This window comes from Pseudomonas sp. GV105 (assembly GCF_003058185.1).
Taxonomy (GTDB): Bacteria; Pseudomonadota; Gammaproteobacteria; order Pseudomonadales; family Pseudomonadaceae; genus Aquipseudomonas; species Aquipseudomonas veronii.
Genome location: NZ_QBUF01000008.1, coordinates 186778 through 204479 on the forward strand (window position 1 = coordinate 186778; position 17702 = coordinate 204479).

A 17702-nucleotide genomic window follows, 5' to 3' on the forward strand; every position below is an offset into this window, starting at 1 on the left:
ATCAGCGGATATTGAGCTGGGTATTCAAGGTATTTCGCGGCGCGTTGATCGACGTGTTGCTGTATTCGAACCAGCCTTGGGCTTCGACATTCAGGTCGAACACATAGATGTAGCCCATCAACGTGCCCGCGCCATTGCAGGCCTGGCTGACGTTGCCGACCTGGCACACCGCAGTGCGTTGCCCGTTGAGTACTGCGCCATTGAAGCGACCCATCGGGTTGTTGCCCAGGCCAACCTCCATCACCGACACCTGGGTGGGCCCACGGTGCGTACACATCTGTGTGCTCTGGGAGCGCTCCGGAATCGTTTCCACACACCCGGCCGACTCGACCTTGAACACCCGCACCTCGCTCAAGGCCGGTGCAGTCGCGCCCCACGCCGGTGCCGCGCCTAACCACGCGCTGATACAAGCGATCAGAGCTAGACTCCACGGGTTGGCTTTTTTCATGCTGTCGATGACCCTGAATTAAACATCGGCGCAGTATGCCTCAAGGCCATGATTCACAGCCATGCGCCACAAAGCCAAGCCCGTGCGCCACACGGCCTCGGCTGCTGGTATGATGCGCCGCTTTTTCCGATCCTCTCTGAAACCACGGGCGCTTGGCGCAATTTGTGCTTTGACTTAGAGGTCAACAAATAACGACGCAACATAGCGTCACAGGGAGCAGGCATGCTGGAAAAGCTGTTTCAACTCAAAGCACACAACACGAACGTGCGAACAGAGATCCTCGCGGGCATCACGACATTCCTGGCCATGGCCTACATTTTGTTCGTGAACCCGAGCATCCTCGGCGAAACCGGCATGGACAAGGGCGCAGTGTTCGTCGCCACCTGCCTGGCAGCGGCCATCGGTTCGACCGTGATGGGCTTGATCGCCAACTACCCGATCGCGCTGGCGCCGGGCATGGGCCTCAATGCCTTCTTTACCTACACCGTGGTCCTGCACATGGGCCATACCTGGCAAGTGGCGCTGGGGGCGGTGTTCATTTCGGCGGTGCTGTTCTTCATGCTGTCGATCTTCCGCATCCGTGAATGGATCATCAACAGCATCCCCCTGCCCCTGCGCTCGGCGATTGCTGCCGGTATCGGCCTGTTCCTGGCGCTGATCGCCCTGCACAACGCCGGGATCGTGGTGAGCAACTCGGCCACCATGGTCGGCCTGGGCGACCTGAAACAACCGGCACCGATCCTCGCCGCCCTCGGTTTCGCGCTGATCGTCGCGCTGGAAGCCCTGGCGGTACGCGGCGCGGTACTGATCGGCATCCTGGCGGTGACCATTGTCTCCATTCTGCTCGGCGTGACCCCGTTCGGCGGCGTGACCTCGATGCCACCGTCCCTGGCCCCGACCTTCCTGCAGCTGGATATCAAGGGCGCGCTGGACATCGGCCTGGTCAGCGTGATCTTCGCGTTCCTGTTCGTCGACCTGTTCGACAACTCCGGCACCCTGATCGGCGTGGCCAAGCGCGCCGGGTTGATGGACAAGGATGGCCACATGCCGAAAATGGGCCGTGCGCTGATCGCCGACAGCACCGCCGCCATGGCCGGTTCGCTGCTGGGCACCTCGACCACCACCAGCTACATCGAATCCGCCGCGGGCGTGAGTGCCGGTGGCCGCACCGGTTTGACCGCGGTCGTGGTCGCGATCCTGTTCCTGCTGGCGCTGTTCTTCTCGCCACTGGCCTCCAGCGTACCGGCCTTCGCCACTGCACCGGCGTTGCTGTTCGTGGCCGTGCTGATGACCTCGGGCCTGGCGGAAATCGACTGGGATGACATCACTGTTGCAGCGCCGGTGGTGATCACCGCCCTGGCGATGCCCTTCACTTACTCCATCGCCAACGGCATCGCCTTCGGTTTCATCGCCTGGACCGCCATCAAGCTGCTTTCGGGCCGCTACCGTGAGCTGAACCCGGCGCTGGTGATTCTGTCGATTCTGTTTGTGATCAAGCTGGGCTGGTTCAACGCATGACTTTTGACGCCGCAAGCTACACCGTTCAACTGCAAGACAAGGTCACGCGCTTGCGTGACCTGCTGGCACCGTTCGACGCACCACAGCCTCAGGTCTTCGACTCGCCCCTGCAGAACTTCCGCCTGCGCGCGGAATTCCGCCTGTGGCGCGAAGCGGGGGAACGCCACTACGCAATGTTCTCCCAGGACGACAAGCGCACGCCGATCCTGATCGACGAGTTCCCCATCGCCAGCCAGCGCATCAACCAGTTGATGCCGCAGCTCAAGGCCGCCTGGCAAGCCAGCGCCGCCCTGAGCCACAAGCTGTTCCAGGTGGAGTTCCTGACCACCCTGGCCGGCGACGCGATGATCACCCTGTGCTATCACCGCCCGCTGGACGAGCACTGGCACACCGCCGCGAACCAGCTGGCCGCCGACTTGAACGTGAGCATCATCGGCCGCTCCAAGGGCAAACGCGATGTGATCGGCCATGACTACGTGGTGGAAAAACTCGACGTCGGTGGCCGCACCTTCAGCTATCGCCAACCCGAAGGCGCCTTCACCCAGCCCAACGGCACGGTGAACCAGAAGATGCTCAACTGGGCATACGACGCACTCGGCGATCGCCCGGACGATCTGCTGGAGCTGTACTGCGGCAACGGCAACTTCACCCTGCCGCTGGCCACCCGCGTGCGCAACGTGCTCGCCACCGAAATCAGCAAGACCTCGGTGAACGCAGCCTTGAGCAACCTCGATGAAAACGCAGTGGATAACGTCACCCTGGTGCGCCTCTCCGCCGAAGAACTCACCGAAGCGCTGAACGACGTGCGCCCGTTCCGACGCCTGCACGGCATCGACCTGAAAAGCTACGAATTCGGCAGCGTCTTCGTCGACCCGCCGCGCGCCGGCATGGACCCGGACACCTGCGAACTGACCCGGCGCTTCGACAACATCCTCTACATCTCCTGCAACCCGGAAACCCTGGCGGCGAACATTGCGCAACTGCATGACACGCACCGGATTACCCAATGCGCGATGTTCGACCAGTTCCCATGGACGCACCATATGGAATCCGGAGTGCTGTTGACCCGTCGATAACCTCCCTTACGGCTCCTTGCGCGGCCGACCGCCCTTCTTGCCATTGGCTCGGGCGGCGGCGGATTTGGCCGCGCTGCTTTTACGGCCGTTGTGCGATGCCACCAGGCTCACGGCCAGATCCATCAAGGGCTGGCTGGTCGCAATCAGGCCGGTGATGGAAACATGCAGGTCGCGGGCTTCACAGCACAGCGCCTTGCCGCCAAAGCCGACCTCCAATTGCTCGAAGTCCTGCGCGGAAAACCCTTCGAACTCCGGAAGACCGGCCACCGGCAACATGATGCGACTGCCATCGCTGAAGCCGATGGAGATGCAGTCATCCTCGTAACGCACCGAGCAGGCATTGGCGTACACACGCTTCAGTTTGCGCCCCCGCACTATGGCCTTATCGATATCGGCCTCAGTGATCGGTACATCGGGCAAGCTTTTGGCTTTTACGATTTTCATAGATCAATCTCCACACAATCTGGCGCCCTGACCAGATTCAAAAGGGTTCGCTGCCCCGCCACATCGTGTCGGGCGTTTGCAATCACATAGACGCCACGCCGAATGATCAACCCCGGCACCACCTCGTCGGCGTCCCAATCCCAGGAATGGTTCTCCAGGCAAACCGTTTGCAGTTTTTCCCACCAGATCCTTCGTACACGAGCCAGGACGTGTCGCTGCATCAACGTCTGGCGAATGCCCTCCAGAATCCCGGGGGGTGGCCGCCGCCGTTCGGGGTCTACATCCCAAAGCTCCACTCGCCCATCCAGAAAGCTGAAACGAAAACGCGCATCCCATTGCTTTCCCCTGACATGCACGTGAGGCGGGCAATGCTCATCCCTGAGAAACACCGCAATCACATGTCCTTTGTAAGTGCCTACTTTCATCGTAACCCATCCGTTAGGTTATTTTCCGCCGGGTAACACTTTTCCATACATCACCCGACAACCGGCTCCTTGATCAGGGCGTTTTTCACAGCGTAGTAACAGCGGGCAAACCGTCGAATACGGTCTTGTAACGACTCATGGCAGCACCTGGAAATGCCCGGTCTCACTGATTAACGGTTCGATAATCGAACACATCTACCGCCATCGATTGACCAAATTAACCATTCAGTACATTTTATCCGCACAACGAACAATAACTGTGGAGATCCCCTTATGCCGCCCATCGTGCTGGTGCTCAACGGCCCCAACCTCAACCTGCTCGGCACCCGTGAGCCCGCCACCTATGGCCATGAAACCCTGGCCGACATCGCCGCGCTGTGTGGCCGCAGTGCCGAGCAACTGGGGCTGACCATCGAATTTCGCCAAACCAACCACGAAGGCGAATTGCTCGACTGGATTCACGGCGCCCGTGCCCGTTGCGCCGGTATCGTGATCAACCCGGCGGCCTGGACCCACACCTCGGTGGCGATTCGCGATGCGCTGGTGGCCAGTGAAGTGCCGGTGATCGAGGTGCATTTATCCAACGTGCATGCGCGCGAGCCGTTTCGTCATCACTCGTTCGTGTCGCCCATCGCCAAGGCGGTACTCGCCGGGTTTGGCAGCCACGGCTATCACCTGGCCCTGGAACATTTCAGCCGCACGGTGAAAGGATGAGCCCGATGAAACCGCGCGTCCTCGCCGGCCTGATCGGCGCCGGCATCCAGGCCTCCCGCACGCCCGCCCTGCATGAACAGGAAGGTGACGCCCAAGGCCTGCGCTACCTGTATCGCCTGATCGACCTGGAACCGCTGCAGCTGGACATCAATGCCCTGCCCGACCTGCTGCAGGCCGCCGAGCAGATGAACTTCACCGGGTTGAACATTACCTACCCGTGCAAGCAGGCGATCCTGCCTTTACTCGATGAATTGTCCGACGAGGCCCGGGGCATTGGGGCGGTCAACACCGTGGTGTTCAAAGCGGGCAAACGCATCGGCCATAACACCGACTGCCTGGGGTTCGCCGAAGGTTTCCGACGCAACTTGCAGGATGTCGTTCGGCGACGCGTGGTCCAGATGGGTGCCGGCGGCGCAGGCGCGGCGGTGGCCCATGCGCTGCTGGCGGAAGGCGTTGAGCACTTGAGCATTTTCGACGTGGACGCCAGCCGTGCCCAGGACCTGGCGGATAACCTCGCACACTGTTTCGGCCCGGGACGGGCCCAGGTCGGCACCCATCTGGAAAACGCCATGGCCGAGGCCGACGGGTTAGTGAACACCACGCCGATGGGCATGGCCAAACTGCCCGGCACGCCCGTGCCGCCGGCCTTGCTGCACGCGCAATTGTGGGTCGCGGAAATCGTGTATTTCCCACTGGAAACCGAACTGCTGCGCAACGCCCGCGCCTTGGGTTGCCGCACTCTGGATGGCGGCAACATGGCAGTATTTCAGGCGGTGAAGGCGTTCGAATTGTTCAGTGGCGTAGTGCCGGATGCACACAGGATGTTGGCGCACTTCCAGAGCATGAAGAGCTGACGGCCGAAACCGCATCCAAATGTGGGAGGGAGTTTGCCCCTCCCACCGTGAATCCGCGCCAACCTCAGGTTTGCAGGTAACGCAGCACCGACTCGCAAATCATCTGTCGATGCCGCTGCTTAACGGCCTTGTCCGACAGTTCGATCTGAAAAATCTCACTGAACGTATGGCGGTTGGATACGCGATAAAAACAGAATGAGTTGATCAGCAGGTGAACGTCCAGCGGCTCCAGCCCCTCGCGGAACAGCCCCATTTCGGCGCCACGGCGCAAGGTCGTGCCCAGCGCGTCCAGGATGTTGCTGTTCATCGCCTTGATTGAATCGGAGCGCTTCACGTACTCGGCATTGTGGATATTTTCGATGCAGACGATACGCACGAAATCCACGTTCCGGTCGTGGTGATCGAAGGTGAATTCCACCAGCCGACTGATCGCTTCGCGCGGTTCCAGGGCCGTGAGGTTCATGCGTGATTCGGTGTTGCGGATATCGCCGTAGAGCTTCTCCAGCACCTCGACGTACAACTGCTCCTTGCTGCCGAAGTAGTAATAGATCATGCGTTTGGAGGTGTGGATACGCTCGGCGATCGCATCCACGCGAGCGCCGGACAGGCCCTGCTGAACAAACTCGACAATGGCTTCTTGCAGTATGTTTTCGCGGGTCTTTTCCGGGTTGTTCTTGCGACTCTTGCGCGGTGCGTCTGACACTGCGGAGAGATCGGGAGTCAAGGTCATGGTGCGCTCACGGCCGTTTTTTTATTGTGCAGGCCGCGATTATGGGCCGCGGCGCGCCCCGAAGGAAGCACCGGCCCTGCCGTCACAACCGTGCCTGGCGTACCGCACCACTGCGCGACTTGGCCATCGCCGCCAGACGCACCGCCACATTGGCCGCACCGTAGCCGGCGTAGCCATGCTTGCGCTGGATAATCTCGAAGAAAAACCGCCCTTCGAACGGCTCGGTGTACACATGAAACAACTCACCGCCCTGGGCGTCGCGGTCGTACAGCACGTTGTAGTACGCCAGCTCGCTGAGGAACTCGTCGTCGAAATCAAAGCGCGCCGCCAGGTCGTCGTAGTAGTTGAGCGGGATATCCAGCAGCGGCACACCCGCCTCCTTGGCCCGGCGCACTTCGGCGAAAATATCCGCGCAGTCGAAGGCAATGTGATGCACACCCGAGCCGCGATAGCTCGACAGCGCGTGGGAAATCGCGGTGTTGCGGTTTTCGGAAATATTCAGCGGCAAACGAATCGAGCTGCAACGGCTGCGCAGCGCACGGCTTTTCACCAGGCCATACGGATCAGGCAGCACCACTTCGTCATCGGCCTCGAAATCCAGCAAGCTCTTGTAGAACAGCACCCAGCTGTCGAGGCTGTCGGCAGGCAAGGCCATCGCCATGTGGTCGATGCGCAAAAGCCCGCCGCTGGTGGCAGCGCCCGGTTGCAGATTGAAATCGGTGTCGTATACGCCTTCGCTTGGGTCCACCAGGTAAATCAGGCTACCGTCCGGCGCGCGCACCGCCGCCAATTCCAGCTCATTCGGCCCGACCAGGCCACGATACGGCTGGCCCTTGTAGGCCACCGCCCGCTCCAGGGCCTTGGCGCTGTCCTTGACCCGAATCGCGGTGGCGCACAGCGACGGCCCATGCGCCTCGAAAAAGTTGTGGGCGAAGGAGTAGGGCTCGCAGTTGAGGATCAGGTTGATATCGCCCTGACGCAGCAGGCTGACGCTCTTGGAGCGATGCTGGCCGGCCTTGACGAAGCCCAGGCGCTCCAGCCATTGGGTGAGCTTGGCGCCGAGGTCTTCGTCCACGGCAAACTCAAGGAACTCGATGCCGTCGTATTCGCTGGCGGGCGGGGTTTCGAAGAGAATATCCAGCGGTGCGGCAGGGCGTTCCTGCGCCAGGCGTTGGCGGGTTTTCTCTTCCAGGTAGAGCAGCGAGCGCAGGCCGTCCGCCGCGTTGGCTCGGGTTGGCGCGGCACGGAAGCCGTCGTTGAAGATTTCCAGGGACAGCGGCCCGGTATAGCCGCTCTTGATGATCGGCGCGAGAAAACCCGCCAGGTCGAATTCGCCTTGGCCGGGGAAGCAACGGAAGTGTCGGCTCCACTCCAGCACATCCATGGCCAGGATCGGTGCGTCGGCCATCTGCACAAAGAAGATCTTGTCGCCGGGGATCTCGGCGATGGCGCTCGGGTCGCCCTTGAGCGACAGGGTGTGGAAGCTGTCGAGCAACACCCCGAGGCTCGGGTGATCGACCTGACGCACCAGGTTCCACACCTGCTGCCAGGTGTTCACATGCCGGCCCCAGGCCAGCGCTTCATAGCCAATGCGCAAGCCACGTCGGCCGGCGCGTTCGGCGAGCAGGCTGAGGTCATCGAGTAGAATACGTTCATCGCCCACGCAATCGGCCGAGGCGTTGCTGCACACCAGCACCAGGTCGGTGCCCAGCTCGTGCATCAGGTCGAACTTACGCTCGGCGCGCTCCAGGTTGCGCGCCAGACGGTCGCGGCGGCAGCCTTCAAAGTCGCGGAATGGCTGAAACAAGGTGATGGCCAGGCCCAAGTCAGTGCATATTTGCCTGACTTCCCGCGGGCTGCCGTCGTAATACAACAGGTCGTTCTCGAAGATCTCGACCCCATCAAACCCGGCGGCAGCAATGGCTTCGAGCTTTTCCGGCAGGGTGCCGCTCAAGGAAACAGTGGCGATGGAACGTTGCATGGGGCGACTCCCGGCAATTGTTATTTACAGTAAATTATTCGCCCCCTAGCCTAATGCAGCAATTGAAATGTACGAACCAGTTAGTTTTCAGGGCGATTATCGAACACAATGGGCATTGGCGAATTGACGATTTTTTAGCCACTGCGCACCATCGATTCCGTAACAAAACCCAGAACACACCATAAAAATTTCAAAAACGGGTAAACCCTCATGCCTTCGCAAAACTCAGTCCTGGCTGCGCGCCCGGCCAACCCGCACGCCGGCATCGGCGACAAGATCCGCGGTGCAATGGCCGTCGGTAAAACTCGCTGGGGCATGCTGGCCCTGGTGTTCTTCGCGACCACACTCAACTACATCGACCGCGCCGCCCTCGGCGTGATGCAACCGATCCTGGCCAAAGAAATGAGCTGGACGGCGATGGACTACGCCAACATCAACTTCTGGTTCCAGGTCGGCTACGCGATTGGCTTTGTGCTGCAAGGCCGGCTGATCGACCGCGTAGGTGTCAAGCGCGTGTTCTTCTGCGCGGTGCTGCTGTGGAGCGTGGCTACCGGCGCCCACGGCCTGGCCACCTCGGCCGTCGGCTTCATGGTTTGCCGCTTTATCCTCGGGCTGACCGAGGCCGCCAACTACCCGGCCTGCGTCAAGACCACCCGCCTGTGGTTCCCCGCCGGCGAGCGCGCAGTGGCCACCGGCATCTTCAACGCCGGTACCAACGTCGGCGCGATGATGACGCCGATGCTGCTGCCGTTGATCCTGCATGTGTGGGGCTGGCAAGCAGCGTTCCTGTGCATGTCGGCACTCGGTGGGATCTGGCTGCTGTTCTGGGGTTTGAAGTACTACAACCCGGAAGAGCATCCGACGGTTAAGCAATCCGAATTGGACTACGTGCAACGGGAAGTCGAACCGGAACAGCCCCGCGTCCCCTTCAGCCGTATCCTGCGCATGCGCGGCACTTGGGCCTTCGCCATCGCCTACTCGCTGACCGCACCGGTGTTCTGGTTCTACCTGTACTGGCTGCCGCCGTTCTTGAACCAGCAATACAACCTGGGCATCAACGTCACGCAGATGGGTATCCCGCTGATCATCATTTACCTGACCGCCGACTTCGGCAGCGTCGGCGGTGGGATTCTGTCGTCGTTCCTGATCGGCCGCGGGATGAATTCGATCAAGGCGCGGCTGCTGTCGATGCTGCTGTTCGCCTGCTGCATCATCGGGGTGATCATGGCCGCCGGTTCCAGCCAGTTGTGGGTCGCGGTGTTCGCCATCTCCCTGGCGATTGGCGCACACCAGGCCTGGACCGCCAACATCTGGAGCCTGGTGATGGACTACACGCCCAAGCACATGATGAGTACGGTATTCGGCTTCGGCGGCATGTGCGCGGCCATCGGCGGCATGTTCATGACCCAGATTGTCGGCCACATCCTGACCGTGACGAACAACAACTACACCGTGCTGTTCACCCTGATCCCGGCGATGTACTTCATCGCGCTGACCTGGATGTACTTCATGGCACCGCGCAAGATTCCCAGGGTCGACGCCTGATTCAGCGCCGCCGCTGCTGCCAGGCAGCGGCCAACCCGCTCATGCAGATCACCCCGATGCCGACCACCGTGGTCAAGTCGGGGGTATGCGCAAACACCAGCCAGCCCAACACGCCCGCAAACACGATCTGGCAATAGCCGAACGGCGCCAGCAAGGCCGGCGCCGCGAAGCGGAAGGCCTGGGTCAGCAGCAAGTGCGCGGTCATCCCGCAGGTGCCCAACGCCAGCATCAACACGCCGTGCCACAGGGTTGGCACTTGCCAGAAGAACGGCACCATCGCACTCATCACCAAGGTATTGCACAGGCCGGCGAAGAAGTTACTGGTGGTGGGCGTGTCGTATTGGCTGAGGATGCGCGTGAGCAGTTGGTAGAAGCAGAAGAACAATGCCGAGCACAGCGGCAGCAGCACCGCCGGGGTGAACAGTTCACCGCCCGGGTGGATGATCACCAGCACCCCGACAAACCCGCAGATCACCGCCAGCCATTGGCCACGCGTCACGTGTTCACCGAGCAGGGGCACCGACAGCGCCGTCACCAGGATCGGCGCGAGGAAGTTCACTGCGGTGGCTTCCGCCAGCGGGATGTAATGCAGCGCGGCGGTAAAAAACAGGCTGGTGCCCAACAGGCACAAGGCCCGCACCACCTGCATCCCCGGCCGCTTGCTGCGCAGCACGCGCAAGCCCGATTGCGGCAGGAAAATCCCGGCCATCAACAAGGTATGCACCAGGTAACGCGCCCACACCACCATCACGATCGGGTAGAACCCGGCCAGGAATTTGGACAAGGCGTCGTGGCTGGAGAACAGAAAAGTCGCCACCACAATCAGCAGAATGCCTTTGAAGGGATGGTTGACGCCGGAAAGTGGGGTGCTGACAGTCATTGAATTCTCTTGCGTGGCGGGCTGAACGCGGTGGTACTCAACCCGTTAATCTAGCAGTCGGGCATGCGTCTGCCCCAAGAGCATAACCAAACACAGTGCGAACAGCGCACTAAATCACTGCAATCGAGTCCAACGCTGCACGTTCGCCCCGGCGTTGCACACTTTTTAACCAAGGCCTTGCCGCTATGAAAAAAACTGTCTTTCTTCTGTCTACCCTTGCCCTGCTCACCGCGTGCAACCAAGAGTCCAAGGCGCCCGCCAAACCGGCGCCGCCTTCCGTGCAAGCGACCCTGGTGCCGCAAACCCCACCCACCGACAGCTGGGTTGGCAAATGGATCGGCGTCGAAGGCTTGCACCTGACCATCGCCAAGGACGACAGCATCGGCCGTGGCCACTACCTTCTTACCATGCAATACGGCCTCGACGCCGACGCCGCCGGCACCTTCAAAGGTGAAGCGGCCGAAGACGGCATCGCCTTCACCCGCCCCGATGGCCCGCAACAGCTGCGCGCCGGTGACGGTGCGGCAACCGGGTTGAAATGGCTGGCGGATAAAAAGAACTGCCTGATCGTCGCCACCGGCGAAGGCTATTGCCGTTAATCACGACCATAATCAATCACGCTTAGCACACAGAGGATTGCCCCATGCTATGGAAAAAAGGCCGACGCAGCGACAACGTGGTGGATGCCCGCGATGACAGTGGCGGTGGTGGTGGCGGCATGCGTTTTGGCGGCGGCAAGGGCCTGAGCCTGACCGCGATTGTGTTGATCGTCGGCATCGGCTGGCTGACCGGCCAGGACCCGCTGCAGATCCTCGGCCAATTGACCGGCCAGTTGGAGCAGGCGCCCTCGGTGAGCACCCCGTCGCGCCAGGCGCCGCCGGCCAATGATGAGCAAACCGACTTTGTCCGTGCAGTGCTCGGCGATACCGAAGACACCTGGGCCCAGGTGTTCCAGGAAAACGGCTTGGCCTACAAGAACCCGAAACTGATTCTGTTCCGTGGCCGGGTCAATTCCGCCTGCGGTGGCGCCACGTCCGCCAGCGGCCCGTTCTATTGCCCGGCGGATCAGCAGGTGTACCTGGACCTGGATTTCTTCCGGGAAATGTCGCAACGCTTCCAGGCCGCCGGCGATTTTGCCCAGGCCTACGTGATCGCCCACGAAGTCGGGCACCACGTGCAGACCTTGCTCGGCATCTCGTCGAAGATCCAGGCTGCGCGCCAGCAAGGCCGGCAGATGCAAGGCGACGGCGGCCTGCTGGTGCGTCAGGAGCTACAGGCCGACTGCTTTGCCGGCGTGTGGGCCAACCGCGCGCAAAAACGCCTGAACTGGCTGGAACCCGGCGATATCGAAGAAGCGCTGAATGCGGCCAACGCGATTGGCGATGACCGTTTGCAGCAACAGGGCCAGGGCCGTGTCGTGCCAGACTCGTTCACCCACGGCACCTCGGCGCAGCGCGTGCGTTGGTTCAAGACCGGCTTTGCCCAAGGCCAGATCACTCAATGCGACACCTTCGCGGTCAAGAGTCTTTAAATGAATACGCGATTGCGAATGCTGCTGGGTGTGCTGGTTGCCTGCAGCGCCTCCACCTGGGCCGCCGAGCAGGGGGTCAAGGCGGTCAGCCCCGAGCGCTTTCACCTGCCGGCCGGCGACCTCAGCCTCGGCTTGAGCCAGGACTGGAGTAAACCCCTGCCCAACGTCACCCGTGCGTTGATCATCGTGCATGGTCGCCTGCGCAACGCACAGACCTACCTGCAGAGCGCTGAAGACGCCGCCGAACATGCCGGGGTTGGTGGCACGACGCTGGTGGTCGCGCCGCAGTTTCTCAATGACTCGGACGTGAAACGCCATCACCTGGCCCCGCAAGTGCTGCGCTGGAACGGCAATGACTGGATGGCCGGCGAGCCCTCCACGGGCCCCGGCCAGGTCAGTTCCTACGGCGCCCTGGACCAGATTATCGAGCACCTGGGCAACCGCACCGTGTTCCCGGCACTGAAAGAGATTGTGGTGGCCGGCCATTCCGGCGGCGGCCAGGTGGTGCAGCGCTTCGCGCTCACCGGCCAGGCTCAACCGAGCCTGCAAAGCGCGGGCATCCGCCTGCGCTATGTGGTGGCCAACCCGTCGTCCTACGCCTACTTCAGCCCGCAGCGCCCGGTGCCGTTCAAGGTCGCCGACTGCCCTGGCTTCAATGACTGGAAGTACGGCATGCAACACCTGCCCGCCTATGCCAAGGGGCAAAGCGCCGAGCAACTGGAACAGGCCTATGTGTCGCGTGACATCACCTACCTGCTGGGCCGGCAAGACACCGACCCGAACCACCCGGCGCTGGATAAAAGCTGCGAAGCCGAGACCCAGGGCGCGTACCGCCTGATTCGCGGGCACAACTATTTCGACTACCTCAAGCAGCGCCACCCGCAACTGACCCAGAAGCTGGTGGAAGTGCCGGGGGTTGGGCATAACGGCGATGGGATCTTCACTTCGCCTGAAGGGCAGAAGGCACTGTTCTCTCAGTAATACCTGCAGAAACCGGCTCAACCTGTGGGAGGGGGCTTGCCCCCTCCCACATTTGATCTCTATTGCCCGGGCTGGATCATCCGGCGCAATACCGCACAATCCTCGGCATGCCAGTCTGCCAACTCCGGCCACGGGTTCTCCGGCAGGTTGACCAACACCGTTCTGGTCCCCGCTGCCCGGCCGCAATCCAGGTCAAAGCGGTAATCCCCCACCATCACCATCGCACTGGGCGATACATCCCAGGCCGCCGCCAGTTTCAGCAGGCCGCCTGGGTCGGGCTTGGGTGGCGCATCATCGCGCCCCAGTACATCCTCGACGGCAAAGCAGTCCGCCAGGCCAATCGCTTCCAACGTCACATGCGCCAGCTCCCGCGCGTTGCGGGTCAGGATGCCCAGGCGACAACCCCGCCCGGCCAATTCCCGCACGAGTTCCACCGAGCCTTGCGCCGCGACCGAACCCAGCGCCAGCTCGCGCTCATGCTCCAGCAACCAGGCATGTTTGGCCGCCGCGACATCCGCCGGCAATGCTGCGAGGTGGGTGAGGATGTCATCCTCGGGCGGAATATCCAGCGCTACGCGAATGGCCGCGAAATCATGCACGGCCACCGTGAGGGTGCCGTCCATGTCGAACACCCAATGTTTAATCTGCGCCAGGCTCATGCCCAGTCCTTACGGTGGCGGATCAGGCCTTCCTGAGTGACCGAGGCCACCAGTTGCCCAGCGCGGTTGTACACGCTGCCCCGCGAAAAACCACGGGAATTGCCGGCCCACGGGCTGTCCATGGCGTAGAGCAACCAGTCATCGGCGCGCAGGTCGGCGTGGAACCACAGCGCGTGGTCGAGGCTAGCGACCTGCATGTCTTTCTGCCACACGGTCTTGCCATGGGGCAGCAGCGACGTGGTCAGCAAGCCGAAGTCCGAGGCGTAGGCCAGCAGGTACTTATGCAGCGCCGGCGTGTCGGCCAGGGCGCCGTCGGCGCGGAACCACACGTACTTGACCGGGTCGGACGGCTGCGGGTTGAACGGGTCTTTTTCGGTCACCGGGCGCACTTCGATCGGCTTGGGGCACAGCAACTTGTCGCGCATGTGCTCGGGGATCAGGTGGACGCGCTGCTTGGTCAGTTCCAGCTCCGACGGCAGGTTTTCCGGGCCGACCACCGCAGGCATGCTGGTCTGGTGCTCGAAGCCGGCTTCGTCGTACTGGAACGACGCGCTGCAGGTAAAAATCGGGTGGCCCTTCTGGATCGCCGTCACGCGGCGTGTGCTGAAGCTGCCGCCATCGCGCACGCGGTCCACCGAATACACCACCGGCAATGCGGCATCGCCGGGGCGCAGAAAGTAACCGTGCAAAGAATGCACGTGCCGCTCGGCTTCTACGGTCTGGCTGGCAGCCGACAGCGACTGGCCGAGCACTTGCCCGCCGAACAGTTGGCGAAAACCCAGGTCCTGGCTGCGGCCGCGAAAGAGGTTTTCCTCGATCGGCTCCAGGGTCAGCAAGTCCACCAGATCTTCCAATACTTGGCTCATAGAGCAACTCCTACAATCTATGGGGCATTCCGGGCTGCTTATCCGTGCAGCGTGTCCAACCATTGGGCGCGGGTGATGCGGTACAAAACATGCGGGCGCAGCGGGTCATCGGCCGCGACCTTGGGATGTTCAAAATCTGCCTGGGGATCGTAATGCATCCCGATGGCTTGCATGACTTTTTGTGATGGCAGATTGGTTTGGGTGGTGAAGGCAACGATTTCGTCCAACTGCAGGCGGTCGAAACCACAACGCAACGCGGTCCATGCCGCCTCGCTGGCATACCCCAGGCCCCAATGCTCACGCGCCAGGCGCCAGCCGATTTCCACCGCAGGGGTGAAGGCGGTTTCAAAGCTGACATTCTGCAACCCGGTCAGGCCGATGAACTCGCCGCTGTCCTTGCGCTGCAAGGCCCACAGGCCGAAGCCGTATTCGGCGAAATGCCCACGAATCCGGCCGATCAACGCGGCGCTTTCCAGGCGGTCCAATCGGGCCGGGAAATAACGCATCACCTGCGGGTCGGCGCACATGTGCGCAAACGCCGGCAGGTCGGCATCGCGCCATTGGCGCAGCACCAGGCGTGCGCTGTGCAATTCCAGTATCGGCTCCATGGGTCCCCCTCCCTTGCCATGTGCGTGAGTGTACCGCGCTGTTAAGATCCGTCGCAGGTTCCCGTCAGAAAATCCCATGCCTTTGCCATTGATCTACCACGATGATTACAGCCCCGAGTTCCCGGCGGACCACCGCTTCCCGATGGACAAGTTCCGCCTGTTGCGTGACCACTTGGTGTCCACCGGGCTGACCCAGGACAGCCAATTACTGCGCCCACCGCTGTGCCCGGCGGACATTCTGGCCCTGGCCCATGAACCTGGGTATATCGAACGCTACATGAGCGGCGAGTTGTCCCGCGAAGACCAACGGCGCCTCGGCCTGCCCTGGAGCGAAGCCCTGGCGCGGCGTACCGTGCGTGCGGTGGGCGGTTCGATCCTGGCGGCGGAGCAGGCGCTGGAGCACGGCCTGGCCTGCCACCTGGCCGGCGGCACCCATCACGCCCACTACGATTACCCGGCGGGCTTTTGCATCTTCAATGACCTGGCCGTGATCAGCCATTACCTGCTGGCCAGCGGCCGGGTCAACCGCGTGCTGATCTTCGACTGCGACGTCCACCAGGGCGACGGCACCGCGCGCATCCTCCACGACACGCCGGACGCGATCACCGTGTCGCTGCACTGCGAAAAGAACTTCCCGGCGCGCAAGGCCCAGAGCGACTGGGACATCCCGCTGCCCATGGGCATGGGCGACGCCGATTATCTCAAGGTGGTGGACGACGCGCTCAACTACCTGCTGCCGCTGTACCAGCCGGACCTGGTGCTGTACGACGCGGGCGTCGACGTGCATAAGGACGACGCCCTCGGCTACCTCAAGCTGACGGACGAAGGCGTCGCCGCCCGCGATGAGAGCGTGATGCGCCATTGCCTGGGCCGCGACATTCCGGTGATGGGCGTGATCGGCGGCGGCTACAGCAAAGACCGTGTGGCCTTGGCCCGCCGCCACGGCATCCTGCACCACAGCGCGCAACGGGTGTGGACGTCATCAGGTTGTCATTGAAATATGGGCGTTACCCACAATGCCTGTGGAACGGCCTGTGGATAACTTGAGCGTAAACGTCTGAAAGCCAGTAACCGCATAGGCTGTAGGAAGCTGTACGTTTTTTGATCAGGAACTTGCGCCGTCCTCGGGTAGAATGCTCGGCCTATTCACGCGACCGTAGCCCTGCCCATGCCTCAGACCCCTGCCCAACACGTCACCATTATCGGCGGCGGCCCTGCCGGCCTGATGGCCGCTGAAATCCTGAGCCAGGCGGGCCTGCGGGTGGACGTGTACGACGGCATGCCCTCGGTGGGGCGCAAGTTCCTGCTGGCCGGCGTGGGCGGGATGAACATCACCCATTCCGAGGCTTACCCGGCGTTCCTGTCACGCTACGCCGAACGTGCGCCGCAGATGGCGCCGTTGCTGCGTGCGTTCGGTGCGCAAGCACTGTGCGAATGGATTCATGGCCTGGGCATCGACACCTTTGTCGGCACCTCCGGCCGGGTGTTTCCCACAGACATGAAAGCCGCCCCGCTGTTGCGTGCCTGGCTCAAGCGCCTGCGCGACCACGGCGTGGTTATCCACACCCGCCATCGCTGGCTGGGCTGGAGCGCGGACGGCGGTTTACTTATCCACAGCCCGGACGGCGAAAAAACCATCCACAGCGACGCCGTGCTGCTCGCCCTTGGCGGCGGCAGTTGGTCGCGCCTGGGCTCCGACGGCACCTGGCTCAAGCGGCTGGAAGCTAAAGGCGTGCCCTGCGCGCCGTTACAGCCGAGTAATTGTGGCTTCGAGGTGTCGGCCTGGAGCGAACTGATGGTCAGCAAATTCGCTGGCGCACCGTTGAAAAACGTCGCTATCGGCCTGGGAGATGACAAGCCGCGCCTCGGCGAATGCGTGATCACCGCCAGCGGTATCGAGGGCAGCCTGATCTATGCGCTGTCGGCACCGATTCGTGAGGCGATCAATCGCAATGGCGCCGCCACGGTGCATATCGACCTGCTGCCGAGCAAGCCGCTGGACAAGGTCCTGGCCGCCTTGGCCAAGCCGCGTGGGTCGCGCTCGATGAGCAAGCATCTGCACAGTCAGTTGGGGTTGGATGGGGTCAAGGCGGCGTTGTTGCGTGAGCTGGCACCCGCCGAACACTTCAACGACCCGGCGCAATTGGCTGTGGCTATCAAAGCATTGCCCCTGAGCCTGGTGAAAACCCGGCCGATGGATGAAGCGATCAGTACGGCGGGCGGTGTGCCGTTTGAGGCGCTGGATGAGCGGTTGATGCTCAAGCAATTACCAGGGGTGTTTTGTGCGGGGGAGATGCTGGACTGGGAGGCGCCGACCGGCGGGTATCTGCTGACGGGGTGTTTTGCCAGTGGCAGAGCGGCCGGGCGGGGGATGTTGGAGTGGCTTAAGCGCTGAGATCTGCGGTGAATTCAAAGCCGTCATCGGGGGCAAGCCCCCTCCCA

Annotated in this window: 19 protein-coding genes; 10 read left to right on the top strand and 9 right to left on the bottom strand. The window is 62.2% G+C overall.

All coding sequences use genetic code 11. The features are described 5' to 3' along the window. Nucleotide 1 precedes the first annotated feature (1 nt). A complete protein-coding gene (locus C8K66_RS17400; protein ID WP_046381975.1) occupies nucleotides 2-448 on the bottom strand; it encodes a DUF4879 domain-containing protein in 447 nt (148 codons plus the stop codon). Between the two features lie 222 nt (nucleotides 449-670). Here C8K66_RS17400 and C8K66_RS17405 point away from each other — a divergent pair, with 222 nt between their 5' ends. Next, the gene (locus tag C8K66_RS17405; protein WP_017848284.1) at nucleotides 671-1966 is read left to right on the top strand and encodes an NCS2 family permease; all 1296 of its coding nucleotides are present in this window, start codon (nucleotides 671-673) and stop codon (nucleotides 1964-1966) included. Continuing rightward, on the top strand, nucleotides 1963-3042 hold the full coding sequence (gene trmA / locus C8K66_RS17410) for a tRNA (uridine(54)-C5)-methyltransferase TrmA (protein ID WP_046381974.1): 1080 nt from the start codon (nucleotides 1963-1965) through the stop codon (nucleotides 3040-3042). Before C8K66_RS17405 ends, trmA begins: the two co-directional genes overlap by 4 nt. 6 nt (nucleotides 3043-3048) lie before the next feature. Here trmA and C8K66_RS17415 read toward each other — a convergent pair whose 3' ends face one another. Next, a complete protein-coding gene (locus tag C8K66_RS17415) occupies nucleotides 3049-3486 on the bottom strand; it encodes a DUF2442 domain-containing protein (protein WP_108525519.1) in 438 nt (145 codons plus the stop codon). Then, nucleotides 3483-3911: a hypothetical protein gene (locus tag C8K66_RS17420; protein WP_046381972.1), complete on the bottom strand. Its 429-nt coding sequence runs from the start codon at nucleotides 3909-3911 to the stop codon at nucleotides 3483-3485. Before C8K66_RS17420 ends, C8K66_RS17415 begins: the two co-directional genes overlap by 4 nt. A 273-nt stretch (nucleotides 3912-4184) precedes the next feature. On the opposite strand from C8K66_RS17420, the gene aroQ reads away from it, so the two are divergent. Next, the gene (gene aroQ, locus C8K66_RS17425) at nucleotides 4185-4625 is read left to right on the top strand and encodes a type II 3-dehydroquinate dehydratase (protein WP_017848288.1); all 441 of its coding nucleotides are present in this window, start codon (nucleotides 4185-4187) and stop codon (nucleotides 4623-4625) included. 5 nt (nucleotides 4626-4630) lie between these two features. Then, nucleotides 4631-5479 carry a shikimate dehydrogenase gene (locus tag C8K66_RS17430; protein ID WP_046482177.1) on the top strand — a complete coding sequence of 283 codons (849 nt, stop codon included), beginning with the start codon at nucleotides 4631-4633 and terminating at the stop codon, nucleotides 5477-5479. A gap of 64 nt (nucleotides 5480-5543) precedes the next feature. Here C8K66_RS17430 and C8K66_RS17435 read toward each other — a convergent pair whose 3' ends face one another. Beyond that, the gene (locus C8K66_RS17435; RefSeq protein ID WP_057005119.1) at nucleotides 5544-6209 is read right to left on the bottom strand and encodes a TetR/AcrR family transcriptional regulator; all 666 of its coding nucleotides are present in this window, start codon (nucleotides 6207-6209) and stop codon (nucleotides 5544-5546) included. A gap of 82 nt (nucleotides 6210-6291) precedes the next feature. After that, nucleotides 6292-8190 carry a 3-dehydroshikimate dehydratase QuiC gene (gene quiC / locus C8K66_RS17440; RefSeq protein WP_108525521.1) on the bottom strand — a complete coding sequence of 633 codons (1899 nt, stop codon included), beginning with the start codon at nucleotides 8188-8190 and terminating at the stop codon, nucleotides 6292-6294. Between the two features lie 210 nt (nucleotides 8191-8400). Here quiC and C8K66_RS17445 point away from each other — a divergent pair, with 210 nt between their 5' ends. Beyond that, the gene (locus tag C8K66_RS17445) at nucleotides 8401-9735 is read left to right on the top strand and encodes an MFS transporter (RefSeq protein WP_046381969.1); all 1335 of its coding nucleotides are present in this window, start codon (nucleotides 8401-8403) and stop codon (nucleotides 9733-9735) included. A 1-nt stretch (nucleotide 9736) separates the two neighbouring features. On the opposite strand, the gene C8K66_RS17450 is transcribed toward C8K66_RS17445, so the two are convergent. Further along, nucleotides 9737-10615, bottom strand: coding sequence for a DMT family transporter (locus C8K66_RS17450; RefSeq protein ID WP_017848293.1), 879 nt, complete (start codon nucleotides 10613-10615; stop codon nucleotides 9737-9739). Nucleotides 10616-10800: 185 nt separating this feature from the next. Here C8K66_RS17450 and C8K66_RS17455 point away from each other — a divergent pair, with 185 nt between their 5' ends. Genes C8K66_RS17455 through C8K66_RS17465 form a run of 3 tightly spaced genes read left to right on the top strand, consistent with a single transcriptional unit; the run spans nucleotide 10801 to nucleotide 13127 of the window. Then, nucleotides 10801-11214: a lipoprotein gene (locus C8K66_RS17455; protein ID WP_046482185.1), complete on the top strand. Its 414-nt coding sequence runs from the start codon at nucleotides 10801-10803 to the stop codon at nucleotides 11212-11214. 44 nt (nucleotides 11215-11258) lie between these two features. Then, entirely contained in the window at nucleotides 11259-12146 is an 888-nt protein-coding gene (locus C8K66_RS17460) for a neutral zinc metallopeptidase (protein WP_108525523.1), read from the top strand. Beyond that, on the top strand, nucleotides 12147-13127 hold the full coding sequence (locus tag C8K66_RS17465) for a hypothetical protein (RefSeq protein WP_108525525.1): 981 nt from the start codon (nucleotides 12147-12149) through the stop codon (nucleotides 13125-13127). It abuts the gene before it with no gap. 59 nt (nucleotides 13128-13186) lie between these two features. On the opposite strand, the gene C8K66_RS17470 is transcribed toward C8K66_RS17465, so the two are convergent. Genes C8K66_RS17470 through C8K66_RS17480 form a run of 3 tightly spaced genes read right to left on the bottom strand, consistent with a single transcriptional unit; the run spans nucleotide 13187 to nucleotide 15260 of the window. Then, nucleotides 13187-13786, bottom strand: coding sequence for an HAD family hydrolase (locus C8K66_RS17470; protein ID WP_104904391.1), 600 nt, complete (start codon nucleotides 13784-13786; stop codon nucleotides 13187-13189). Then, a complete protein-coding gene (gene tesB / locus C8K66_RS17475) occupies nucleotides 13783-14652 on the bottom strand; it encodes an acyl-CoA thioesterase II (RefSeq protein WP_046381965.1) in 870 nt (289 codons plus the stop codon). Before tesB ends, C8K66_RS17470 begins: the two co-directional genes overlap by 4 nt. A gap of 38 nt (nucleotides 14653-14690) precedes the next feature. Then, the gene (locus C8K66_RS17480; RefSeq protein ID WP_046381964.1) at nucleotides 14691-15260 is read right to left on the bottom strand and encodes a GNAT family N-acetyltransferase; all 570 of its coding nucleotides are present in this window, start codon (nucleotides 15258-15260) and stop codon (nucleotides 14691-14693) included. Between the two features lie 76 nt (nucleotides 15261-15336). Between C8K66_RS17480 and C8K66_RS17485 the strand changes: the two genes are divergently transcribed. Both C8K66_RS17485 and C8K66_RS17490 read left to right on the top strand, forming a co-directional pair. After that, entirely contained in the window at nucleotides 15337-16257 is a 921-nt protein-coding gene (locus tag C8K66_RS17485) for a histone deacetylase (protein WP_046482194.1), read from the top strand. 171 nt (nucleotides 16258-16428) lie between these two features. Continuing rightward, nucleotides 16429-17655, top strand: a complete 1227-nt coding sequence (locus C8K66_RS17490; protein WP_108525527.1) for a TIGR03862 family flavoprotein — start codon at nucleotides 16429-16431, stop codon at nucleotides 17653-17655. Nucleotides 17656-17702: the final 47 nt, after the last annotated feature.

What these genes read in the sequence shown, in the direction of transcription:
- C8K66_RS17400 (WP_046381975.1), bottom strand. Translation starts at nt 448, where the DNA reads ATGAAAAAAGCCAACCCGTGGAGTCTAGCTCTGATCGCTTGTATCAGC.
- C8K66_RS17405 (WP_017848284.1), top strand. Translation starts at nt 671, where the DNA reads ATGCTGGAAAAGCTGTTTCAACTCAAAGCACACAACACGAACGTGCGA.
- trmA (WP_046381974.1), top strand. Translation starts at nt 1,963, where the DNA reads ATGACTTTTGACGCCGCAAGCTACACCGTTCAACTGCAAGACAAGGTC.
- C8K66_RS17415 (WP_108525519.1), bottom strand. Translation starts at nt 3,486, where the DNA reads ATGAAAATCGTAAAAGCCAAAAGCTTGCCCGATGTACCGATCACTGAG.
- C8K66_RS17420 (WP_046381972.1), bottom strand. Translation starts at nt 3,911, where the DNA reads ATGAAAGTAGGCACTTACAAAGGACATGTGATTGCGGTGTTTCTCAGG.
- aroQ (WP_017848288.1), top strand. Translation starts at nt 4,185, where the DNA reads ATGCCGCCCATCGTGCTGGTGCTCAACGGCCCCAACCTCAACCTGCTC.
- C8K66_RS17430 (WP_046482177.1), top strand. Translation starts at nt 4,631, where the DNA reads ATGAAACCGCGCGTCCTCGCCGGCCTGATCGGCGCCGGCATCCAGGCC.
- C8K66_RS17435 (WP_057005119.1), bottom strand. Translation starts at nt 6,209, where the DNA reads ATGACCTTGACTCCCGATCTCTCCGCAGTGTCAGACGCACCGCGCAAG.
- quiC (WP_108525521.1), bottom strand. Translation starts at nt 8,190, where the DNA reads ATGCAACGTTCCATCGCCACTGTTTCCTTGAGCGGCACCCTGCCGGAA.
- C8K66_RS17445 (WP_046381969.1), top strand. Translation starts at nt 8,401, where the DNA reads ATGCCTTCGCAAAACTCAGTCCTGGCTGCGCGCCCGGCCAACCCGCAC.
- C8K66_RS17450 (WP_017848293.1), bottom strand. Translation starts at nt 10,615, where the DNA reads ATGACTGTCAGCACCCCACTTTCCGGCGTCAACCATCCCTTCAAAGGC.
- C8K66_RS17455 (WP_046482185.1), top strand. Translation starts at nt 10,801, where the DNA reads ATGAAAAAAACTGTCTTTCTTCTGTCTACCCTTGCCCTGCTCACCGCG.
- C8K66_RS17460 (WP_108525523.1), top strand. Translation starts at nt 11,259, where the DNA reads ATGCTATGGAAAAAAGGCCGACGCAGCGACAACGTGGTGGATGCCCGC.
- C8K66_RS17465 (WP_108525525.1), top strand. Translation starts at nt 12,147, where the DNA reads ATGAATACGCGATTGCGAATGCTGCTGGGTGTGCTGGTTGCCTGCAGC.
- C8K66_RS17470 (WP_104904391.1), bottom strand. Translation starts at nt 13,786, where the DNA reads ATGAGCCTGGCGCAGATTAAACATTGGGTGTTCGACATGGACGGCACC.
- tesB (WP_046381965.1), bottom strand. Translation starts at nt 14,652, where the DNA reads ATGAGCCAAGTATTGGAAGATCTGGTGGACTTGCTGACCCTGGAGCCG.
- C8K66_RS17480 (WP_046381964.1), bottom strand. Translation starts at nt 15,260, where the DNA reads ATGGAGCCGATACTGGAATTGCACAGCGCACGCCTGGTGCTGCGCCAA.
- C8K66_RS17485 (WP_046482194.1), top strand. Translation starts at nt 15,337, where the DNA reads ATGCCTTTGCCATTGATCTACCACGATGATTACAGCCCCGAGTTCCCG.
- C8K66_RS17490 (WP_108525527.1), top strand. Translation starts at nt 16,429, where the DNA reads ATGCCTCAGACCCCTGCCCAACACGTCACCATTATCGGCGGCGGCCCT.